This window comes from Frankia sp. Allo2 (assembly GCF_000733325.1).
Lineage (GTDB): Bacteria > Actinomycetota > Actinomycetes > Frankiales > Frankiaceae > Frankia > Frankia casuarinae.
Genome location: NZ_JPHT01000010.1, coordinates 88,639 through 110,385, shown reverse-complemented (window position 1 = coordinate 110,385; position 21,747 = coordinate 88,639). Strand labels below are relative to the sequence as shown.

At 70.9% G+C, this 21,747-nt stretch carries 20 protein-coding genes; 2 read left to right on the top strand and 18 right to left on the bottom strand.

The window, feature by feature from the left end:
- Positions 1–36: 36 nt before the first annotated feature.
- The 8 genes from truB to rimP all read right to left on the bottom strand — a co-directional run bounded on the left by truB (position 37) and on the right by rimP (position 8,869).
- Positions 37–1,020: a tRNA pseudouridine(55) synthase TruB gene (gene truB / locus ALLO2_RS09875; RefSeq protein WP_035731343.1), complete on the bottom strand. Its 984-nt coding sequence runs from the start codon at positions 1,018–1,020 to the stop codon at positions 37–39.
- Complete coding sequence (locus ALLO2_RS09870; RefSeq protein ID WP_023840216.1) at positions 1,017–2,141, bottom strand: bifunctional oligoribonuclease/PAP phosphatase NrnA; 1,125 nt, start codon at positions 2,139–2,141, stop codon at positions 1,017–1,019. Before ALLO2_RS09870 ends, truB begins: the two co-directional genes overlap by 4 nt.
- Positions 2,142–2,202: 61 nt before the next feature.
- On the bottom strand, positions 2,203–2,709 hold the full coding sequence (rbfA, locus tag ALLO2_RS09865) for a 30S ribosome-binding factor RbfA (RefSeq protein ID WP_011437936.1): 507 nt from the start codon (positions 2,707–2,709) through the stop codon (positions 2,203–2,205).
- On the bottom strand, positions 2,702–3,100 hold the full coding sequence (locus ALLO2_RS09860; RefSeq protein WP_035731421.1) for a DUF503 domain-containing protein: 399 nt from the start codon (positions 3,098–3,100) through the stop codon (positions 2,702–2,704). The genes rbfA and ALLO2_RS09860 overlap by 8 nt, the downstream gene beginning before the upstream one ends.
- Before the next feature lie 78 nt (positions 3,101–3,178).
- A complete protein-coding gene (gene infB, locus ALLO2_RS09855) occupies positions 3,179–6,409 on the bottom strand; it encodes a translation initiation factor IF-2 (RefSeq protein ID WP_035731338.1) in 3,231 nt (1,076 codons plus the stop codon).
- A 282-nt stretch (positions 6,410–6,691) separates the two neighbouring features.
- A complete protein-coding gene (locus tag ALLO2_RS24290; protein WP_011437939.1) occupies positions 6,692–6,961 on the bottom strand; it encodes a YlxR family protein in 270 nt (89 codons plus the stop codon).
- Positions 6,962–6,968: 7 nt separating this feature from the next.
- Positions 6,969–8,066 carry a transcription termination factor NusA gene (gene nusA, locus ALLO2_RS09850; RefSeq protein ID WP_011437940.1) on the bottom strand — a complete coding sequence of 366 codons (1,098 nt, stop codon included), beginning with the start codon at positions 8,064–8,066 and terminating at the stop codon, positions 6,969–6,971.
- The gene (rimP, locus tag ALLO2_RS09845; protein ID WP_011437941.1) at positions 8,063–8,869 is read right to left on the bottom strand and encodes a ribosome maturation factor RimP; all 807 of its coding nucleotides are present in this window, start codon (positions 8,867–8,869) and stop codon (positions 8,063–8,065) included. Before rimP ends, nusA begins: the two co-directional genes overlap by 4 nt.
- Before the next feature lie 289 nt (positions 8,870–9,158).
- Between rimP and ALLO2_RS09840 the strand changes: the two genes are divergently transcribed.
- On the top strand, positions 9,159–9,872 hold the full coding sequence (locus ALLO2_RS09840; RefSeq protein ID WP_023840220.1) for a hypothetical protein: 714 nt from the start codon (positions 9,159–9,161) through the stop codon (positions 9,870–9,872).
- Positions 9,869–10,393 (top strand): DUF4439 domain-containing protein, encoded by a 525-nt coding sequence (locus ALLO2_RS09835; protein ID WP_011437943.1) that lies wholly within the window; start codon positions 9,869–9,871, stop codon positions 10,391–10,393. The genes ALLO2_RS09840 and ALLO2_RS09835 overlap by 4 nt, the downstream gene beginning before the upstream one ends.
- 31 nt (positions 10,394–10,424) lie before the next feature.
- Here ALLO2_RS09835 and ALLO2_RS09830 read toward each other — a convergent pair whose 3' ends face one another.
- From ALLO2_RS09830 to rlmN, 10 genes are all read right to left on the bottom strand, one after another.
- Positions 10,425–10,880 (bottom strand): Rrf2 family transcriptional regulator, encoded by a 456-nt coding sequence (locus tag ALLO2_RS09830; RefSeq protein ID WP_011437944.1) that lies wholly within the window; start codon positions 10,878–10,880, stop codon positions 10,425–10,427.
- Positions 10,881–11,033: 153 nt separating this feature from the next.
- Entirely contained in the window at positions 11,034–12,071 is a 1,038-nt protein-coding gene (locus ALLO2_RS09825) for an ABC transporter permease (protein ID WP_035731333.1), read from the bottom strand.
- Positions 12,061–12,858: an ABC transporter ATP-binding protein gene (locus ALLO2_RS09820; RefSeq protein WP_011437946.1), complete on the bottom strand. Its 798-nt coding sequence runs from the start codon at positions 12,856–12,858 to the stop codon at positions 12,061–12,063. The genes ALLO2_RS09825 and ALLO2_RS09820 overlap by 11 nt, the downstream gene beginning before the upstream one ends.
- Positions 12,859–13,015: 157 nt before the next feature.
- Positions 13,016–14,089 (bottom strand): ABC transporter substrate-binding protein, encoded by a 1,074-nt coding sequence (locus tag ALLO2_RS09815; protein WP_035731415.1) that lies wholly within the window; start codon positions 14,087–14,089, stop codon positions 13,016–13,018.
- A 241-nt stretch (positions 14,090–14,330) separates the two neighbouring features.
- On the bottom strand, positions 14,331–15,182 hold the full coding sequence (locus tag ALLO2_RS09810; protein WP_011437948.1) for a GNAT family N-acetyltransferase: 852 nt from the start codon (positions 15,180–15,182) through the stop codon (positions 14,331–14,333).
- Positions 15,142–16,350 (bottom strand): flavodoxin-dependent (E)-4-hydroxy-3-methylbut-2-enyl-diphosphate synthase, encoded by a 1,209-nt coding sequence (ispG, locus tag ALLO2_RS09805; RefSeq protein WP_051875048.1) that lies wholly within the window; start codon positions 16,348–16,350, stop codon positions 15,142–15,144. Before ispG ends, ALLO2_RS09810 begins: the two co-directional genes overlap by 41 nt.
- A 109-nt stretch (positions 16,351–16,459) precedes the next feature.
- On the bottom strand, positions 16,460–17,644 hold the full coding sequence (locus ALLO2_RS09800; protein WP_011437950.1) for an RIP metalloprotease: 1,185 nt from the start codon (positions 17,642–17,644) through the stop codon (positions 16,460–16,462).
- Between the two features lie 31 nt (positions 17,645–17,675).
- Entirely contained in the window at positions 17,676–18,956 is a 1,281-nt protein-coding gene (gene dxr / locus ALLO2_RS09795) for a 1-deoxy-D-xylulose-5-phosphate reductoisomerase (RefSeq protein ID WP_011437951.1), read from the bottom strand.
- A 161-nt stretch (positions 18,957–19,117) separates the two neighbouring features.
- Entirely contained in the window at positions 19,118–20,446 is a 1,329-nt protein-coding gene (locus ALLO2_RS09790) for a PHB depolymerase family esterase (RefSeq protein WP_232235003.1), read from the bottom strand.
- Complete coding sequence (gene rlmN / locus ALLO2_RS09785) at positions 20,427–21,692, bottom strand: 23S rRNA (adenine(2503)-C(2))-methyltransferase RlmN (RefSeq protein ID WP_023840223.1); 1,266 nt, start codon at positions 21,690–21,692, stop codon at positions 20,427–20,429. The genes ALLO2_RS09790 and rlmN overlap by 20 nt, the downstream gene beginning before the upstream one ends.
- Between the last annotated feature and the right edge of the window lie 55 nt (positions 21,693–21,747).

Sequence of the window (21,747 nt, the reverse complement as noted above, 5' to 3'; positions counted from 1 at the left end):
CTGTCGGGCCACCGAACCCCGGCCGGGGCCGCCGGACTAGACCGGGGCGAAGACGACGAGCGACCGGACCGCATGCTCGGTCTCCTCGACCAGGGCCAGCACGGTCCCGTCGGGACCGAAGACGCCGTACGTACCCGGCCGTCCCACCGGGGGCAACCGTCGGCCATGGGACACGTCCGCTGCCGCCTCCGCCGTCACGTCGCGGCGCAGGAAGCCGGCCGCGACCGCGTCGGTCAGCGATGTGACCGCCCGCGGCCCCAGCTCGGCGAACGTGTCGAGAGTCACTGCGCCCGCCAGGTCGAAGGGACCAACGGCGGTGCGCCGCAGGGCGGTCAGATGCGCCCCGCAGTCCAACGCCGCCCCGAGATCACGGGCGAGCGCCCGCACGTATGTTCCACTGGAGCAACCGACCGTGACCTCCAAATCGGTTCCGGCCGGGTCCACCGCCCCGTCGCCCGCGGCCCGCCGCGCCAGCAGGTCGAAGCGGTGGACCGTCACCCGGCGTGGGGCGAGATCGACCACCTCGCCGGCCCGGACCCTGGCGTACGCGCGTACCCCGCCCACCTTGACCGCGCTCACGCTGGCAGGAACCTGGTCGAGCACCCCGGTAAGGGCGGCCATGGCCCGCGTGAGCCGGTCGGCGTCGACGTCCACCGGACGGTCCTCGACCGGCGCGCCCTCGGCGTCGTCGGTCGTGGTAGTCCGGCCGAGCCGGATCGTGGCNTCGTACACCTTGTCGGTGAGGGCGAGATGTCCGAGCAGGCGGGTTCCCCGGCCGGCTCCCAGCACCAGCACGCCCGTCGCCATCGGATCGAGGGTGCCCGCGTGGCCGATCCGACGCTGCCCGAGAATGCGCCGCGCCCTGGCGACGACATCGTGCGACGTCCAGCCGGCCGGCTTGTCCACGACGACGAGCCCGTCGACCTGTGGCCCGGGACTGGGACCGGGACCGGATCCCCGGCGGGATGCGGCTCCCCCCGGCCGCGCGGATCCCCGGGTGGATCCCCCCCGGGTGCTCACCGCGGGCTCCGGACCGCGTTCCTCGGGCCACCCGGGCCGCGCGGATTCTCCGGAGTCCCCGGGCCCCCCAGGCGCGGAGCCCGCGCCAGCGCGTCCCGAAGCACGTCCATCAACTCGTCGAGCGTCGTCCCGCAGGAGAATCCGGCGGCGAAGCGATGGCCGCCACCACCGAGAGCCGTACAGACCGCGCCGACGTCAACGTCCCCCTTGGAACGGACCGAGACCTTCCAGACGTCACCATCCTGCTTGCAGACAAGGGCGACCTCTGCCTCCGACACGGTGCGCACCGTGTCGATGAGCCCCTCGATCTCGTCGTACTCCAGTCCCGCGGCGCGCAGATCGGCCTGGCCGCACCAGGACCAGACGAGGTCGTACTCGGGCTCCAGCCGGACGCGGCCGAGAACCTCCCCGAGTAGCTTGAGATAGCCGAAGCGGTGGGTGTCCCACAGGGCACGGCTGATCAGGTCGGGACGGATGCCCGTGGCCACCAGCCGGGCGGCCAGCTGGTGCACCGCCGGTGTCGTCGCGGCGAAACGGAACGATCCCGTGTCGGTTACCAGACCGGTGTAGATCGCTGTCGCGATGTCCCGGTCGAGCCGCACGCCCAGGGCATCGACGAGGTCGATGACCATGGCGCTGGTCGAGGCCGCCTCGGGGTCGACCAGATTGAGATCGCCGAACCGGGTGTTGGAGGCATGGTGGTCGACGACCAGGACCCGGCAACCGGCCGTGGTGCTGGCGAGCCTGCCCAGCCGGGACCGGCTGCCGGCGTCCAGGGTCACCACGAGACCCGGCCGGCCGGTGACGGCCTCGGGGGCCACCAACAGATCCTGACCGGCGAGGAAACGAAGCACCCGGGGAACGACGAAGGGATCCGCGTCGAAGGACACCCGCGGCCTTCCGCCCAGCGACCGCAGCGCGAGCCCCAGCGCCAACGCCGATCCGAGACTGTCCCCGTCGGGGTTCACGTGGGCGATCAGCAGGATGTCGTCACCGGCGTCGATCGCGCCGGTCAGTGCGGTCACCGCGGCCTGGAAATCACCGGTCGGACCGGCACCGTCCGGGCGGGAGCGGTTGACCGACGCCGCCGGCGGGCCCGCGAGATCGGTCGCATCGCTCATCGTCAGTTCCCATCGCAGCTGTCTCGTGCCTGTCACCGCGGTGTCCCGGGCCCGTNCCCCGTCANCCCTCCTGCCGGGCCGTCCCGCCGTACTCGTCCACCTCGCTCAGCTCATCCACCTCGCTCAGCTCATCCACCTCGCCGGCGGCGGGGCGCGGCCGGCGGTAGGGATCGTCGTCGCCCGCCGGGCGAGCATCCCGACGGACCTCGGCCAGATACGCGTCGCGTTCCCGGGCAACGCTGATCAACTTCTCCAGATGCTGGGCGTCGTCGGGAAGTCGGTCATGAACGAAGGTGAGCGTCGGGGTCACCTTCACCCCCGTGGCCCGGCCGACCTGGCTGCGCAGCAGCCCCCGGGCGGATTCGAGCGCCTGGGCCGACGCCTGCCGCGCCGTCTCATCGCCGTAGACGGTGTAGAAGACCGTCGCGTCGACCAGATCCGGCGTCAGCCGCACATCCGTGACGGTCACCATGCCGAGTCGAGGATCCTTGACGCCACGCTCCAGCGTGGACGCCACAACCTCGCGGATACGCACGGCCAGCCGCCGTGCCCGGGCCGGATCAGCCACCGTCCNCCTCCTCGTTCGCCGGTCCCGCCGGCGGCACGCTCACCGCGGCAGATGCACCGGGTGCGTGCGGTTCACCGGGTGCATGCGGTTCGTCGTCCGCGTCGTCCGCCGAAAAGTAGCGCGCCCGCGCGGCGAGGACCTCGACGTCCGGTCGCTGGGCCACCAGATGCTCGCAGGAACAGAGGACCTCGACGCAGTGCGCCCGGTCCGCGGCGACGACCGCCATCCCGATCTCGGCTCGCCGGTGCAGATCATGATGGCCGGTCTCGGCCACGCTGAGGGCGAAACGGCGACGCAGCTCCGCCACGATCGGCCGCACCACCGACCGTTTCTCCTTCAACGAGTGCACGTCACCGAGCAGCAGATCAAGGCTGAGGGTTCCGATCCACATGGTCGTCTCCCGCCGCCGGGCACACACCGCCGGTGACGATCGGGCAGACAGCTCGATCGTCACCGGCCGCGGACGTGCTCAGGCGCGGGGAACCTCCCGTTGCTCGAACGTCTCGATCACGTCATCGATCTTGATGTCGTTGAACGACCCGAGACCGATACCGCACTCGTAGCCCTCGCGGACCTCCGTCGCGTCGTCCTTGAAACGCTTGAGCGACTCGACCGTGAGGTTGTCGGCCACGACGACGCCGTCGCGGATGAGCCTGGCCTTGGTGTTCCGCCGGATGACGCCGGAACGGACCAGAGAGCCGGCCACGTTGCCGATCCGCGGCACGCGGAAGACCTCGCGGACCTCGGCGGTACCGAGCTGCGCTTCCTCGTAGACGGGCTTGAGCATGCCCTTCAGGGCGTTCTCGATGTCCTCGATAGCCTGGTAGATCACCGAGTAGTACCGGACCTCGACGCCCTCACGGTCGGCCAGCTCCGTCGCCTTGCCCTGCGGCCGGACGTTGAAGCCGATGATGATCGCGTCGGACGCCGACGCCAGCATCACGTTGGTCTCAGTGATCGCGCCGACCCCACGGTCGATGATCCGCAGACCGACCTCGTCACCGACATCGATCTTGAGCAAGGCGTCCTCGAGCGCCTCGACCGAACCGGACACATCGCCCTTGAGGATGAGGTTGAGCTGGGTCTTCTCGCCCTCCTTCATCCGCTCGAGGATCGTCTCCAGCGTCGGACGGCCCCGGCTCAGCGCCAGCTCCGCGTTACGCTCGCGGGCCTGACGCCGTTCGGCGATCTGACGGGCCACCCGGTCCTCGGGCACCACCAGGAAGTTGTCACCCGCGTCGGGAACGCTGGTGAACCCCAGGACCTGGACGGGTCGGGCCGGGCCCGCCTCGACCACCTGACCACCGTGTTCGTCGAGCATCGCCCGAACCCGACCGAACGCCTCGCCGGCGACGACCGAGTCACCGACCCTCAGCGTGCCGCGCTGGACCAGCACGGTCGCCACCGGACCCCGGCCCCGGTCGAGCCGACCTTCGATGGCGACACCCTGCGCCTCGACCTCGGTCGGAGCCCGCAGGTCCAGGGATGCGTCGGCGGTCAGGACGATCGCCTCGAGCAGGCCGTCGATGTTCGTCCGGTTGCGGGCGGAGACGTCAACGAACATCGTGTCGCCGCCGTACTCCTCCGCCACCAGGCCGTACTCGGTGAGCTGACCCCGCACCTTGGCCGGGTCGGCGCCCTCCTTGTCGACCTTGTTGACCGCCACCACGACCGGGACGCCGGCCGCCTGGGCGTGGTTCAGCGCCTCGATGGTCTGCGGCTTCACCCCGTCGTCGGCGGCCACGACCAGGACCACGATGTCCGTCACCTGCGCACCGCGGGCCCGCATGGCCGTGAAGGTCTCGTGGCCCGGAGTGTCGATGAAGGTGATCGGACGCTCGTCGCCGTCGACCTTGGCCCGCACCTGGTAGGCACCGATGTGCTGGGTGATACCACCGGCCTCGCCCCCGACCACGTCGGTGGAGCGGATGGCGTCCAGCAGTTTCGTCTTACCATGATCGACGTGACCCATGACGGTCACGACCGGCGGCCGGGAGCTGAGCTCGACGTCGTCGCCGTACTCCCCGCCGAAGGAGAGGTCGAAGCTCTCGAGAAGCTCCTTGTCCTCGTCCTCCGGGCTGACGATCTGGACCTCGTAGCCGAGCGTGACACCCAACAGCTGCAGCGTCTCGTCGGTGCAGGACTGGGTCGCGGTCACCATCTCGCCGAGCTGGGTGAACACGACCTGGACCAGAGCGCCCGGGTTCGCGTCGATCTTGTCGGCGAAATCGGCCAGCGAGGCGCCACGGGGAAGCCGGATGGCCTGCCCGTTGCCGCGGGGCACCATCGCGCCCATGCGCGGCGCTTCGAGCCCGCTCTCCCATTCCTGCCGCTTCGCGCGCTTGGACTTGCGCTGGCGACCGGGGCGACCACGGCCACCGGGGCCGAAGGCGCCCGCCGTGGTCCCACCGCGGCCACGGCCGCCGGCCGCGGGACGACCGGGCGCACCGCCACCGCCGCCACCACCACCGGGACGACCGGGCGCACCACCACCGCCGCCACCACCACCGGGACGACCGGGCGCACCACCCCGCCCGGCGAATCCGCCGGGACGCGGACCGCCGCCACCGCCGGGACGACCGGGCGCGCCACCACCGCCGGGACGACCGGGCGCGCCACCACCGCCGGGACGACCGGGCGCGCCACCACCGCCCGGGCGTCCGGGAGGGCCACCGGCGGGCCGAGGCTGGAACATGTTCGCGTTGGGGCGCGGCCCCCCGGTGCCNCCTGGGCGGGGCGGCATGCCGCCCCCCGCTCCTGACCGTGGACCGCCGGGACGTGGTGGCATCCCGCCGGGAGTGGGCCGTGGACCACCGGCACCGGTGCCACCGGGGCGCGGTCCACCCGGCCGGGGGGTACCTGGCCGGGGGGTACCCGACCGCGGGGCGCTGGGCCGGGGAGTGGGCGTCGATGGCGGACCCGACTGCCCGGCCGACGGACGCGGCCCAGCGGACGGACGCGGCCCAGCGGACGGCGTCGTGTAGGGGTTGTTACCGGGCGCAGCCGACCGGGGTCCGGGACGCGGCCCGGGCCGGGGGCCGCCTGCGGTCGGACCGCCAGCGGTCGGACCGCCAGCGGTCGGACCGCCTGCGGTCGGACCGCCAGCGGTGGGACCCGAGGGAGGAACCGGGGTGCCGGGACGCGGACGGCCACCGCCCTGCGGGGCACCGGGACGCGGCGCGTTCGGCCCGGGTCGCGGCCCGGAGGGAGCGGACGGCACGGACGGCATCGGCGGCGCGGGCACGGCGGAGGCCGCGGCCGGACGGGGAGCGGCGGGTGCAGACGTCGGCGAAGCCTGCACCGGGGAGGCCTGCACCGGCGAAGCCTGCACCGGGGAGGCCGGTAGCGGCGGGGACGCGGGCGAGGGGGACGGCGCCGGGGTCGCCGGACCGGGCCGGCCGAGGGGACCAGGCCGCCCGGGAACCGGGCGCGGACCGGGCCGAGGCGCCAGACCAGGACGGGACGGCGGGGTCGGACGAGCGCCGCCACCCGGCGGTCCCGGACGGCTGGTGGCCCGGCCCGGGGAAGTGGGTGCGCCGTCGGCGGGGAACGCTTCCTTCAATTTGCGGACGACGGGTGCCTCGACAGTGGACGAAGCGGACTTCACGAACTCGCCGAGATCCTTGAGCTTGGCGAGCACGGTCTTACTGTCGACACCAAGCTCCTTGGCGAGCTCGTGTACGCGGGCCTTTCCTGCCACGGTGCTCCTTCGTTCGGCCCGCGGTCCGTGCCCGCGTGACCTCGTTACCTGCCGGTCGTGATCATGGCTGGGTGCTCATTGAGCGGTCATCGCTGTCTCGACCTGCTTCCCTGTCGACGTCTGTTGGCGCCGCCTGTGGGAGCGGATGCCGCTGGCGCGGGTACCCACTCCGTCTGACCCGGCCGGCCCGCTGCCGCGGTCCGCCCGTTCCATCCATCCATCTTTACCTGGTATCTCCCTGTGCCTGGCGCGACTACGGCGGACCGCTCCCGGAGGGACCGGCTACCGCGGGCGAAACCGCTCCAGATACAGCCTGACCTGCTTCGACCCGAGCGGGCCTGACACCCGCAGTGCTCGTGAGAACGCCTTGCGACGCTCCGCGAGATCGAGGCACGCAAGATCAGGATGCACGTGCGCACCCCGACCACGCATCCGACGACGAGCATCCGGCAGAAGCTCGCCGCCTTCTACGACGATACGCAGTAGGTCAGAACTCGACGCACGGCTTCGGCATCCGACACAGGTACGGACGGGCTCCGCACGACGCGCCATCGTAAGTCTATCCNGCCTGGCCCCGAGAATGGCCACCCGCGGCAGGTGATCGCCGCGGCACCGTAGCTGGTCCCGATCGTCGAGGCGCTCCAGCGGAGTCCCGTTCGGATCCGCTCCCACCGCCCTCGCCGGAGTCCTCGGTGTCAGAGTGGATGTCGATGCGCCACCCCGTCAGCCGGGCGGCGAGGCGGGCGTTCTGCCCCTCACGCCCGATGGCCAACGACAGCTGGTAATCGGGCACCACCACCCGCGCCGAGCGGCTCGCCGGATCCGTCACCTCGACCCGGGCCACCCGGGCCGGAGACAGCGCGCTCCCGACGAAGGTTGCCGGGTCGGCCGACCAGTCAACGATATCGATCTTCTCGCCCCGCAGTTCGGCCATGACGGCACGCACCCGGCTGCCCATCGGCCCGATGCACGCGCCCTTGGGGTTGACCCCGGCCACCCGGGACCGCACCGCTATCTTGCTGCGATGCCCGGCCTCGCGGGCGATCGCGGCGAGTTCCACGGTGCCGTCGGCGACCTCGGGCACCTCCAGCCGGAACAGCCCCTTCACCAGCTCGGGATGGGTGCGGGACAACGTCACCGTGGGTCCGTGCGGCCCCCGCGCGACGTGCACCACATAACACTTGATTCGGTCGCCGTGCTCAAGCCGCTCGCCGGGGACCTGCTCGGCCGGCGGCAGGACACCCTCGACGGTGCCGAGATTGACGAGCACGACCCTGGAGCCGGCCCGCTGTTCGTGATGTTGCACCACACCGGAAACGATCTCGTGCTCCCGGTCGGCGTACTGGCCGTAGGTGACCTCCTGCTGGGCCTCGCGCAGCCGCTGCATGATCACCTGTTTGGCGGTCATGGTCGCGATCCGCCCGAAGTCCGCCGGGGTGTCGTCGTACTCCCGGCTGGTGCCGTCCGGGCCCTGTTCCCGGGCAAGGACGGAGACATCTCCGGTCGTCCGGTCGATCACCACCCGGGCGTCCTGCGCGGACCCGGCCGTGTGGTGATAAGCCGTCAGCAGGGCCGTCTCCATCGCCTGCACCAAGGTGTCAAAGGCAATGTCCTTCTCCCGCTCGATTCCGCGCAGCGCGGCCACGTCGAGCTTCACCGGGTCATCTCCTTACCGGCCGCGCCCCGGGGGCCGGCCTCCCGGCCGTCGTCATTGGATTCCCTCCCCGGCGCCGCCGGAAGATCGTCGTCCGGCTCTCCGTACCCGAGATCGGCTGTCTCGCCGGGTTCCACCAACACGGCGGACAAAGACGGCGTCTCCACCGACTCGATAGAAAGATCATCATACGCCTCGGCCGAGAACTCGACCTCGACGGTAGCCCGGGCCACCTGTGCGAAGGTCACCCGCGCGAGCCGCCGACGCGGGGGGCGTCCGGGCCGCGCGGGATCCGTCGCCACCGCCAGATCCGCCCCCGATTCGTCGGCGGACAGGACACGCCCGGCGAGGACGATGCCGTCTCGATCACGTACCGTGACAAGCCTGCCGATCGCGCGGCGCCAGTGCCGAGGCTCGGTCAGCGGCCGTTCGACGCCCGGTGAGGTGACCTCGAGAACATAAGGCCCGGCGACCAGGCCCTGGCCGTCGGTCTCGGCGGCGTCAAGCAGCTCGGAGGCGAGCCGGCTGGCGTCCGCGACCGCGTCCAGGTCGACTCCTCCGTCGCGGTCCACCACCACCCGCACCACGCTGCGCGATCCGGCCCGTGTGACCGTCACATCCTCGAGATCGAAGCCCGCGTCGGCGAGGCCAGCCGCCAGCCGAGCCCGCAGCGCCGTCCGAACGCCGCCGCGCCCGCGGGCCGATCCGGATGGGCTCCGGTCACGCGCGCGGCCGGCCTCCCCCGCCCCTACCACTTCGACCGTCCCTTCCCGCATCCGCGATGCCTGATCATCCGCCGAACCCACGACGTCGCTCCCCACGCCGTAGGCCGGCCGCTACGTTGTCATCCCCCGGGGGCGATACCCAGGTTCGGCCGGCGCCATCAAGCCGTGCGACCCTCGTCGACCCGACCCGCGGCACCGTCGAACAGCGAGGACCGACCGCCGACGGTCCCGCCGGGCTGGGCCGCCCCGGGGCGACGGCATCCCGGGTGAGATCCATAGCCTACGTCCGCCCCGACCGGGGTCCGTCGCGACCCGGGGGTAACCGGATCAGGCCGCGCGGACCACACGGCGCTCCGGACGACAGCAGGGGATGTGCAAAGCTGCGACGGTGGATCCGGCGAACCTCACCCACGCCTCCCGACGACGGCTCCTCACCGGGCTGACCAGCCTTGCCCTTACCGGATTCGCCGGATTTGCCGGATTCGAGGCCGCCGGCTGCAGCACCACGGTCACGACGAATCGGACCGGTCCCGCGGTGGGTCCGGACGGCGACGACCGCCGGGCGGCGAGGGCCGCCGCCGTCCGGGCGGCCGCGCTGGCCGCGGCGTACCGGACGGCGGCCGAGCGCCACCCGTCCCTGCGTCCCCTGTTCGACACGCTGCGGGCCCATCACGAGGTCCAGCTCCGGACCTTGGCCGAACAGTTCCCGGGCTCCGCACCGGCCACCCCGACCCAGGCGACCACCCCGACCCAGGCAGCCACCCCGACCCAGGCAGCCACCCCGACCCAGGCAGCCACCCCGACCCAGGCAGCCACCCCGACCCAGGCAGCCACCCCGACCCAGGCGATCGGGCGTGACGGCGCCGGGACGGCGGGAACGGCGCAGCTCGTCAACGAGTCACCCACGGCCCGCGCCGCCACCCTCGCCTCCCTGACCGGGATGGAGGGTGCGGCGACGAACGCCGCCCGCACCGACTGCCTGCGCGCGGGCGGTCCGCTCGCGTCCCTGCTGGCGAGCATGTGCGCCGCCGGGACCGCGCATGCGGAGCTGCTGGCCCTCGCTGCGAGCCGGGTGTCCGGATGACCGCCGACACACCATCGGGCGATCCGGCGTCGGCGACCCCCACGGAATCGACCGCCGCAACCGAGCACCCGGATCCCGCGGGCGTCGCGGCACTGGTCACGATGCTCACGGCCACGCATGCCGCGGTCTACGCCACCGCGGCGGCAGGAGGTGCCGTCGCGCCGCTCGGCCCGGCCGCGGCTCAGGCGCGCGAGCTCGCGCGACTGAGCTGTCTGGCGCACCAGGCGCTGCGCGACGACCTCATCACCGCGATCCGGGCCCGCGGCGGGGATGCGCCACCGGCACTGCCCGCCTATCGGCTCCCCGTCGCGCCGGAGGGCATCGGGGCGGCACTGGCCCTCCTGGCCAGGATCGAGGACGCCTGCGCCATGGCGGCCCACGACGCTGTCGCTGTGCTCGTCGGGGACGTCCGTGCGCTGGCTCTGGACGCGCTGACCGGCACCGCCGTACGCGCGCAGCGGGCCCGCATCGCGGCCGGCATGCCGCTGGCAGCCGCGAGCCGCGCGCTACCGGGGACATGACCTGGCGTCCAGGGAGGCCGGGCCGCTCCCGTCAGCGGGTGACCCACGCGTCGGGATCGCAGCCGAGGGTGGTCACGATGTCCGGAAGCTGACCACTCGCCACGTCGGCGAGGGTCACGGCCTCCAGCACCCGCCGCAGGTTCACTCGAACCGCGATCCACACATCCTGCAGGTGCTTGGCCGCGCCGTCGTAATTCGTGTCCTCAGGACGCCGGCCCCGCACGCTGGCGAGCGGACCGTCGGTCGCCCGGATCACCGTGGCGATGGTGATCCGCTCGGGGGGAAGGCTCAGCTGGTATCCCCCGTCCGCGCCCCGGCGGCTCTGGACCAGCCCCGCCCGGCGTAGATCGGTGAGGATGTTCTCGAGGAAGCGCAGCGGCAGATCCTGCGCCGCGGCAAGCGCCTCGCCCTTGACGAGCCGACCGTTGCTCGCGGCCAACGTCAGGAGTGCGCGCAATGCGTAGTCGGCGCGAGCGGAGATCTGCATGCATCCATTTTGCCGCCGGTCCTCGCCGAATGGGTGGGCCGGGTCGGCACCGGGCGAGGCACGGCCCCGCGCCGACGGGCGCTGTTCCCGCCGCCGGCTCGGCCAACGAACCTGCCGGCCAACGAACCTGCCGGCCGGGGAATCGGGACTTCCTCAGCCAGCCCTCTCGGGACGGGGGGCGTCCGTGCCGCCTCCGGCGGAGGAGGTGGCCGTGGTGGCGGCCGCGGCGGACCCGTCGGCGCTGCCGCTCCGGCGACGCCGAGCTGCCCGGACCGCCGTCGTACCCTCCGCAACCAGCCCACGGCGCTGCCGCATCCGCTGGTCCGCCGCGTTGAACCCGGCGTCGATGAGCACCCCGATCACGAAAATCGTGATCATCGAGGCCAGTACCCCGACCGTGTCGAGTAGTTCGCGGGCATTCTGCAGGTCAGCTCCGACGGACGGATGCCCCGGAACGNTGACCAGCAATTCGCCGGCCATCAGGCTGCGCCAAGCGAACGCCCAGCCCTGCTTCAGGCCCGCGAGCACCGAGGGCAGGGCCGCCGGTACCACGACGTACCGGTAGAGGGACAGGCTACGCGCGCCCATGCTGCGGCCGACCTGGACCAGCAGAGGCGGCACGTAGTCCACGCCGTAGATGACGCCGTTGGCCACCGAGGGCGCCGCCCCGAGCACCANCACGAACATGATTGCGGACTCGCTGAGCTTGAACAGCAGGACGGCGAGCGGGAACCAGACGATCGAGGGCATCGTCTGCACCGCGGTGATGAACGATCCCACCGCGGTACGCAGGACTCCGAAGCGGGACACCGCGATCCCGACCACGGTGCCGATGAGCACGGCGAGAGCGTATCCCTCCAGGGCCCGGACCAGGGTGCGGGCGAGGGCGTCCCAGAAGTGTCCGCTGCCCAGCTGGTCGACGAACTCGCCCAGTGCCTCGCCCGGGCCGGGCAACACATAGCTGGGCTTCCAGCCACTCCAGACGACGATCTGCCAGAGCAGCAGGAACAGGAGCAGAGCGCCGAGCTTCGGCCAGCTGGCCGCCCAGACGCGGACCGCGAACGGCCGCCGTTGCGCGGTCGGGATGTCCAGCGCGTCGAGGCCGGCGAGGGCCGTGTCGACGTCGAAGGACTTACCCGCCTCGCCGAGCAGGACACTCTTATCGCTGGAGACGCTGACGTCAGTGGCCATGGCGGCCGACCTCCTCGCGTAGCCGCGCGGTCACCTTGGTGGCGAGCTCCGAGACGTGGGTGGAGTCGATCCGGCGGGGGCGGTCGAGGTCGACGTCGAAGATCTCCGCGACCCGGCCAGGCCGGGAGGACAGCAGCACGATGCGGTCACCGAGCCGGACCGCCTCACGCACATCGTGGGTGACGAAGATGACGGTGACCCCCGTCTCCCGCCAGATCCGTTCAAGTTCGTCGTGGAGCAGATCGCGGGTCATCGCGTCGAGCGCACCGAACGGCTCATCCATGCACAGGATGTCGGCCTCCTGCGCGAAGGCCCGAGCCAGGCTCACCCGCTGGCGCATGCCGCCGGACAGCTCATGGGGGCGCTTCGCGGACATACCGGCGAGCCGGACCATCGCGAGCAGACTCTCGACCCGGTCCCGCCGCTCGGCCTTGCCGATCCCCCGCAGCCGCAGCGGCACCTCGACGTTGCCGCCCGCGGTCAGCCAGGGCAGCAACGCCGAGTCCTGGAACATCATCCCAACCCGCCGGCCGGTGGTGTCGACGACGCCCACAGACGGCTGGTCGAGACCGGCGACCAAGCCGAGCAGGGTCGATTTCCCACAGCCGGACGCGCCGAGGAGACAGACGAACTCGCCCGCCCGGACGTCCAGGGAGACGTCGTCGAGCGCCTTGACGCTGGCGGGCCCGGATCCGAAGACCCGACTGACGCGGTGGATGCGCAGCGCGGTGTCGGCGGGTACAGCGGTGTCGGCGAGTACAGCGGTGTCGGCGAGTACAGCGGTCATGGTTCATTCCCCCGTCGCGGTGTATGCGGCCGGTGTGCATGGACGGATGGACGGACGGACCAGGCCGGGGCATCGATGATCGACACCCCGGCCTGGTCGTCGCCCTGTGGTCTCGGACCGAGGTTCAGCCGGCCCGGCTACCGCCGGGTGCCGCGGGTCAGGAGTCGGCGACCGTCGGTTTGCCCTGCTTGGCGAGGATCTCGTTGAGGACCGTCAGATCGAACAGACCGTCGAGCTTCGGGTTCTTGATGAGGCCGAGCTCCTCCTGGTGCTTTGCCGAGGTGAACAGGGACGCCGCGATCGGGTCCGGAGTGAAGGTCAGCCCCTTCCAGGCCAAGGTGAGGATCTTGTCGGACAGCGGCTTGCCGCTCAGCTTGCCCAGCGCCGTGTTGGTGACCTTCGCGCCGGCGTCACGGTCGGCGTTGAGCGCGTTGATCGATTCCACATTCGCCGTGATGAGCCGGCGGACGATCTCCGGGTTCTTCTTCAGATAGTCCGTGCTCACCAGAAGCACCGTCGTGACGAACTGGCCCTTGGTCTCCGGCCACTCGTCGGCCTCGTCGACGAGCACCTTGCCCCCCGCTGCGACGAGCCGGGAGGCCGTCGGCTCGGGCACCCAGGCCCCGTCGATGGCCCTGTTGGCGAAGGCGTCCACCGTCACGGTGTTGTCCTGGGGCTTGATGGAGACATCACCCCCACCCTGGGTGTCGGTCTTCAGCCCGTTCTTCTTGAGGAAGTACCGCAGCGCCACGTCCTGGGTGTTGCCCAGGCTCGGGGTGGCGAGCGTGGTGCCCTTGAGCTGCGCGACGGAGGTGATCTCAGGCTTGACCACCAGCGACGCACCACCCGAGGTAGCGCCGGAGACGATCCGCACCGCCTCCCCGTGCGACTTGATGAAGCTGTTGACCGCCGGGTTGGGACCGATATAACCGGCATCGATGGCGCCGGACAGAATCGCCTCCGCCTCCTGCACGCCGGAGTTGAAGGTCGATGTCTTGAGCGTGACTCCAGAGCCGAGGTCCTTGGCGAAGATCCCCTTCTCGGCGCCGTAGAGAGCTGGCGCGTGGGTGAGGTTCGGGAAGTACCCGAGCCGTAGGGTGCCGGTGATCTGGCCGTTCGAGGCGACCGTCTGGGAGNCCCCGTCGTCACTCGAGCANCCCACCACCGCCAGTACAAGCGCCCCCGCGGCGATGAGTGGCGTCGCTGCACGCCACAGTCTGCTCGGCCTCATAGATACCCCCTCACGCGGGCTGACACCCGCGCCATGCAAGTCGATCGAAGTCATCGGGATGGTAAGCATGCCAGATGGTGCCCATCCTGGCCAGGTGGCTTCATCACGATGACATCGATCTGCAATATCTTTGACCAGACAGGAGCACATATCCGACAAAACAGACATTTTTTTCGCTGGAGCGCAGAGGCCCCGGACACCATAGGAGCGGGTCCGGGACGCTCTCAGACCGGGATCGACCTCAGAACAGGATCGACGCGAAGGTCCCGACCCGCTGAAAGCCCACCCGGTCGTAGACTCGGCGGGCGGCATGGTTGAAGTCGTTGACGTACAGGCTGACCCGCGGGGCGAAGGCGGCCCGCGCCAGCGCGACCACGCTCGCGGTTCCCGCGGCGCCGAGGCCGCGCCCACGCAGCGCCGGGTCGACCCAGACGCCCTGGATCTGGCAGACGTCGCCCGCGACGGCGCCGATCTCGGCCTTGAACAGCACCCGGCCGTCGGCGATGTGGGCGAAGGAACGCCGCTGACCGACAAACTCGGCGACGCGGGCGCGGTAAAGGGCGCCGCCGTCGGCGAGCACCGGGGACACCCCGATCTCCTCGGTAAACATGGCGATGCAGGCCGGCAGGATGACGTCCAGCTCGTCCGGGCGCACCGGACGCACCGCCGGATCGGGGGCGACCCGCGGCGGGCGGTCGATCACCAGCAGGGGCTGGTCGGCCCGTACCTCTCGGGCCCGCCCCCAGGTCGGCTCCAGATGCTTCCACATCGCCGTCACCGAGGAGGAGACGCCGACGATGGACGAGCAGCGCCGTCCCTGCCGGCGGGCCCGCTCGGCGAACAGTCTCGCCGAGGTGGGGCCCGCCGCCACGGGCCAGAGGTTGGCGCCGGAATAACACAGGGCGACCAGGCGGCCGTCCACGGTGTGCCCCCACATCTCGGCGCCGAGACGCCACGGGTCGAGCCCCGCCGCCTCGACCCGAGATGCGACGAACACATCGGCGACCGGGTTGCGGGCCAAGAGCTCGCGGACGGCCGGAAGATCCCTGTCGTCAAGCAGACGGGTCGGCGCGGACCGCAGAGGTAGGCCCATCCGGTCGAACCGGTNAACCCACGGAAACCGAGGGTTCGCCGGACGGGGTGCCGTCCGCCGCCATCTCCTCGGCCAGCCGCATGGCTTCCTCAATGAGGGTTTCCACGATCTGCGCCTCCGGAACGGTCTTCACGACCTCACCTCGGACGAAGATCTGACCCTTGCCGTTCCCGGATGCGACGCCGAGATCGGCCTCCCTGGCCTCGCCCGGCCCGTTCACGACGCAGCCCATGACGGCGACGCGCAACGGGACCTCCATGCCCTCGAGACCGGCGCTGACCTGATTGGCAAGGGTGTAGACATCGACCTGAGCCCGACCGCAGGAAGGGCAGGATACGATTTCGAGCTTACGCTGCCGAAGTCCCAGGGACTCCAGGATCGCGGTGCCGACCTTCACCTCCTCGACCGGCGGTGCCGACAGCGACACCCTGATCGTGTCACCGATTCCCTCGGCGAGCAGGGCCCCGAAGGCGACCGCGGACTTGACCGTGCCCTGGAAGGACGGTCCGGCCTCGGTGACACCGAGGTGCAGCGGGTAGTCGCAGGCCTGGGCGAGCAGCCGGTACGCCTGGATCATGACGACCGGGTCGTGGTGCTTCACCGAGATCTTGATGTCACGGAAGTCGTGCTCCTCGAACAGCGAGCATTCCCACAAGGCCGACTCCGTCAGCGCCTCCGGCGTGGCCTTGCCGTACTTCGCCAACAGCCGCTTGTCGAGTGAACCCGCGTTGACCCCGATCCGGATCGGAACGCCGGCGGCCTTCGCCGCGCGAGCAATCTCCCCGACCTTGTCGTCAAAAGCCTTGATGTTGCCGGGGTTGACCCGGACCGCGGCGCAGCCCGCGTCGATCGCGGCGAAGACGTACTTGGGCTGGAAGTGGATATCGGCAATCACCGGGATCGGGGACTTGCGGGCGATCGCGGCGAGGGCGTCGGCGTCGTCCTGGCTTGGCACCGCGACCCGGACGATCTGGCATCCCGACGCTGTCAGCTGTGCGATCTGCTGCAGCGTGGCGTTGACGTCCGACGTCAACGTGGTGCACATCGACTGAACGGAGACCGGAGCGTCACCCCCGACCAGGACGTTGCCCACGTGGATCTGCCGGCTGTGCCGCCGCGTGCCGAGCGGACGGGCCGGAGCGGTTGGCATGCCCAGAGTTACGGTCACGTTGTCCTCACTGGCGAATCGGAGACGAAGATCGACGTGCGACTGACTCGGCCTGTCGGCTGCAGGAGGCAGGGCAGAATGGCACACCGTCGCGCATGTTCATACGAAATTACTGATTCAGGCGAATGGGATTGACGATGTCGGCGGACAGGACAAGCAGACTGAACCCGAGCAATACGACGACCGTGGCGTACGTGGCTGGTAACAGTTTGGCGAAATCCACCTTCTGCACCGGACCGCGATAACCCCGGAGCCTGCGTAGACCGTGCCGGGCCTGCTCGAAGCCCAGCACGGCAATATGACCGCCGTCCAACGGGAGTAGGGGCAACAGGTTAAAAATTCCGACCGCGAGATTGATCGCGGCGACCAGAATGAGAAGGTTCCGCACCCGGTCCACGGCCGAACTGCCCTCGGCCGAGACCACGTCACCGCCGATACGCGCCGCTCCCACCACGCTGATGAAACCCTGGGGGTCGCGGTTGTCGCTGAAGATATTACCGATATCACCGATCCGGCGGGTCAGCGTTTCGTACATGCCGGTGAACCCGGACCCGATGACATCGAAGGTGCGGGGCACCGCTTCGATCGGGTTGTAGTGCACTGTCTCGGTTCCCGGTTTGACGCCCAAGGCGCCGACCCGGTCGTCGCCCGCCTGCCCGGTCTCCCGATCGCGCCGGACCTCCACCAGGTTCGGCGTGAGAGTGAGGGTGCGGCCGTCCCGTTCGACGACCATCACCGCAGGCCCCGCTCCGTGCGCACGCACCTGCCGGGTGAACTGCGTCCAGGTCGTGACCGGAACTCCGCCGAAGCTGACGATCCGGTCACCCGGCCGCAGACCGGCCGCCGCGGCCGGCCCCGGTCCGGAACAAGTCGCGGTCGTGGCGATGCAACTCGTCGCGCCGACCCTCGACTCGCTGATCGTGGTCGTGCCCAGGACAACGAGCACTCCGTAGACCAGCACGATGGCGATGACGAAATGCACGAAGGAACCGGCCGACATGACCACGAGCCGGGCCCGCGCCCGCGCATTGTGGAAGGCGCGGGGTTCATCGGCCGGATCGATCTCCTCGAGCGGAGTCATCCCCTCGATCTTGACGAAACCGCCGGCCGGAATGGCCTTGACACCGTACTCGGTCTCCCCCCGCCGCCGGGACCAGATGGTCGGCCCGAAACCGACGAAGAACTTGGAGGCCTTCATGCCGTAGTGCCGGGCCGTCACGAAATGCCCGGCCTCGTGCGCGACGACCGACACCAGCAGGGCCAGTGCGAACGCCGCAATGCCGAGAAGCTCCATCAGACCGCCCCCTCGGCGCCGGGGGGGCGGCTCATACCGTGTCCCGTTCGGTCTCGCGCCGGATCAGCCGCCCTGCCGCCGCCCGCGCGGCTCGTTCGGTGGCGAACACCTCCTCCACCGTGGGATGATCGATCACTTCGTGCTCGGCGATGACCTCGGCCACCAGGTCGACGATACGGATGAAGGGCAGCCGCCCGGCGAGGAAGGCCGCCACCGCCTCCTCGTTCGCGGCGTTGAAGACCGCGGGGGCGGTGCCGCCGCGCCGCCCGGCTGTGCGCGCGAGCTCCACCGCCGGGAACGCCACCTCGTCCAGCGGTTCGAAGGTAAGCGCCTGCGCCCGCGACCAGTCCATCGGCGGCTGTGCCTGCGCCACCCGGTCCGGCCAGCCGAGCGCCAGCGCGATGGGCAGTCGCATGTCCGGTGGGGAGACCTGAGCGATCGTCGAGCCGTCGGTGAACTCGACCATCGAGTGCACCAACGACTGGGGGTGCACGACGACCTCGATGTCGTCGTAGGGAACCCCGAAGAACAGGTGCGCCTCGATCAGCTCAAGCCCCTTGTTCATCAGGGTCGCCGAGTTGATCGTCACCAGGGGTCCCATGTCCCAGGTGGGATGGGCCAACGCCTGCTCCGGGGTAACGGCGGCAAGCTCGTCGCGGCGGCGCCCGCGGAAGGGACCTCCGCTGGCGGTCAACACCAGTTTGCGTACCTCGTCCCGCCGCCCGCCACGCAGGCACTGCGCCAGTGCGGAGTGCTCGGAATCCACCGGCACCAGGCGGTCGGGGTCGCCACCGAGCGCGTCGAGCACCAACGGCCCCCCGGCGACCAACGATTCCTTGTTCGCCAACGCCACAGTCCGGCCGGCGGCCAGCGCCGCGAGCGTCGGGGCCAACCCGACCGAGCCGGTGATGCCGTTGAGGACGATGTCGCATGGCCACGCCGCGATCTCGCTCGCGGCGTCGGGACCGGCGAGAATCTTTGGCACGGGGAACTCNCCCCGACGGTAGCCACGCCGCGACGCCTCGGCGAAGAAGGCCAGCTGGAGGTCCTGAGCGGCCGAGGCCGCCGCCACTCCCACGGCCTGGACGCCGAGGTCCAGTGCCTGAGCGGCGAGCAGGTCCACCCGGGACCCGCCGCCCATCAACGCCACCACCCGGAACCGCTGCGGGTTGCGGCGTACGACATCTATTGCCTGGGTTCCGATCGAACCGGTGGACCCGAGCAGGACAACCTCACGCAGGATCGAAGCCTCCACCACGTCACCTATTCTCTCAGGCCCACCGACCGCTCGACGCCGCCCTGTTCGGTTCATGACAGGTGCCACCCGAAGATGCGCAATGGGTCCAGTGACAACTACGTTTCGTCAGGTCTGGTGGGCAGGACTTTGCGGTCGCCGCCCACCCCGATCGGCCACCCCGATCGGGGTGGCACGTCGGCCCGGTCGGTCACGTCGACGACGGCTCCGACGTCTACTCATCCCCGGCCGGGTGAGGAAGAAGGTGTGGCGCCGGCTGCCGGCTGCCCGGACGGTTCGGCACGGGGGGCGGCATCCGGGGCGGCGGGCGACGCGGGCGTGGTGGCAGGTCCGGAGGATGCGGCGGGTCCGGAGGATTCAGCCGACGGTGCCGCGGGAGTCGGACTGGTGGCGACGCCCGGGCCGGCGGGACCGGCGGAGACGGCGGGAGCGGGCAGGCCACTTGTCGCGGGCGTAGGCGTGTAACCGAAATAGGTCAACGCCACAATGGTGGCACTCAGGCTGACGGAGGTCGGACCCAGCGCCGGGCGTGCCTGCGCCCCCGGCCAGGTGTGCCCCGCGCCCTGCATGGCTAACAGTCCGACATCGTGGCCGGCTGGGCAGCCGCTCCACACGGTGCGCTGCCAGGCGGCCGTGTCCCGGGAGGTCTGGCGGGCTCCGCCGCAGCCCAGAGCGGAGGCGTACCGGGCGAGCCGGTCTTCCACGGGCTGCGCGACGACCCCGGTGAAGGGGGCCGGTCGCGGAGCACCTCCGCCGGCATACGGTGCGATCTGGTCCGAGGTCCCATGGATCTCCAGGACGTTGGTGGCGGGCTTGGCGCAGGAGCCGGGCAGCACGCTCGACCCGACGGTCACCGCCGCCGCAAGACGGCCCGGCAGCGCGCAGGCCAGCGTGAGCACCATGTTCGCGCCGTCACCGTAGCCCACGGCGAAGACGCGTCCCGCGTCCAGGCACATCTGACCGACAAGGTCGTTGAGCAGCGCGCCGACGAAGAGTACGTCGTCGGGTCCCACCGCCTTCGATCTGGTGAAGTTCCACCGCATCTGCGTCCCGATCGGGGCGGCGACCACGAAGCCCGCCTTCGTCCCCTGATCGGCGAGCCGCGTGTACGCTTCCANATCTTCCGGCGTCTGATTCAGATCATGGAAATTTAAGATCAGTGGTAGTGGCCTGGCCCGTGGACCCGCGGTCGGTACGGCGAGGACGTAGCCGCGCTCGGTTCCTCCCACCCGCAGCGTGCGGGTACCGATCCCGGACGGCAGGGTCTTCCCGGTGACGCAGCCGCTCTCGGGGGGTGGTGGGACCGTGGGCAACGGTATGGCCGACGCCACGGCGGCACCGGCGGCACGACCGCCGGATGCTCCGAGAGCGGCCTGGGTCGCCGAGGTCTTCGCCGGCCCCGGCTCCTGGGACATCGCGTACCACAGGAGCAGCAGCAACACTCCGGCGGCGGCCGTGATCGGCAGCCATACGGTGTTCGTCGCCCGGATACCCGGCCGGGAGGCCCCCCGGCGTCGACTCGTCGGACTACCGAAGGACACGGTCACCGTCAGGCGTCGTGCTCCCCACGGCACCGAACTCGACGAGACGGTCGGATCCGACCTGCTCCGGCCGGTCCCTCCGCTCCGGCTTCCCGGCCGGCTCGGCCGCGAGCTGTCCGCAGGCTGCCGCGATCTCCCGGCCCCGGGTGTCGCGCACCGTCGTCACGATGCCGCGGTCACGGAGCCGGCGGACGAACGCGCGCTGGCCGGCCGGGGCGCTGGCGCGCCACGAGGATCCACCGGTCGGATTCAACGGAATGAGGTTCACATGCGCGAGCCGGCCGACGAGCAGGTCCGCGAGGGCGTCGGCGCGTCCCACGTCATCGTTGACCCCGTCGATCAGCGCGTACTCGACGCTTACCCGTCTGCCGGTCATCTCGGCGTACTCCCAGGCGGCCGCGAGCACCTCGACCACCGGCCAACGGGTGTTGATGGGGACGAGTTCGTTCCGTAGAACGTCGTCCGGGGCGTGCAGGGACACCGCCAGAGTCACCGGCAGGCCCTCTCCGGCCAGACGACGAATCGCCGGAACGAGGCCGACGGTGCTGACCGTCAGGCCGCGAGCCGACAGGCCCAGGCCGTCGGGGGGGTGAGCGGTGAGGCGGCGTAGCGCGGCGATCACCGCGGCATAGTTCGCCAGCGGCTCGCCCATCCCCATGAAGACCACGTTCGACAACCTGGTCTCGCCGCCCGCGAGCTCACGGCGCCGGAGAACCCGGGCGGCGTGCACGACCTGTTCGACGATCTCCGCGGTCGACAGGTTGCGGGTCAGCCCCCCCTGACCGGTGGCACAGAACGGGCAGCCCATGCCGCAGCCCGCCTGGCTCGACACACAGACCGTCGCGCGATCCGGATATCTCATGATCACAGACTCGAGAGAAGCGCCGTCCACGGTCCGCCATGCCGTCTTGCGGGTCAGACCGTCGTCGCAGCTCAGCGTCCGCACCGGGACGAGCAGCCTCGGCAGCAGGGCGTCGAGGAGCGGCTGGCGGTCCCGCTCCGGCAGGTCGGTCATCGCCTCGGGCTCATCGGCGGCGATCAACCGCGCATAGTAGTGCCGGGCCACCTGATCGGCGCGGAAGGCCGGCTGCCCCAGCGACACCGCGACGTCACGCCGTTCCTGCCGGGTCAGGTCGGCGAGGTGACGCGGCGCTCGGCCCACTCGCCGGGTGAGTGTCAGCCGCACGGGCCGGCCCGCCTCGGCGGTCGGGGGCTGGTCCGGACGTCCGGATTCGGCGGTCGTGGCAGTCATCGCGGATCCAGTCTGCCAGGTGACCGCGACCGAGACGAATGCACTGATCTGTCCG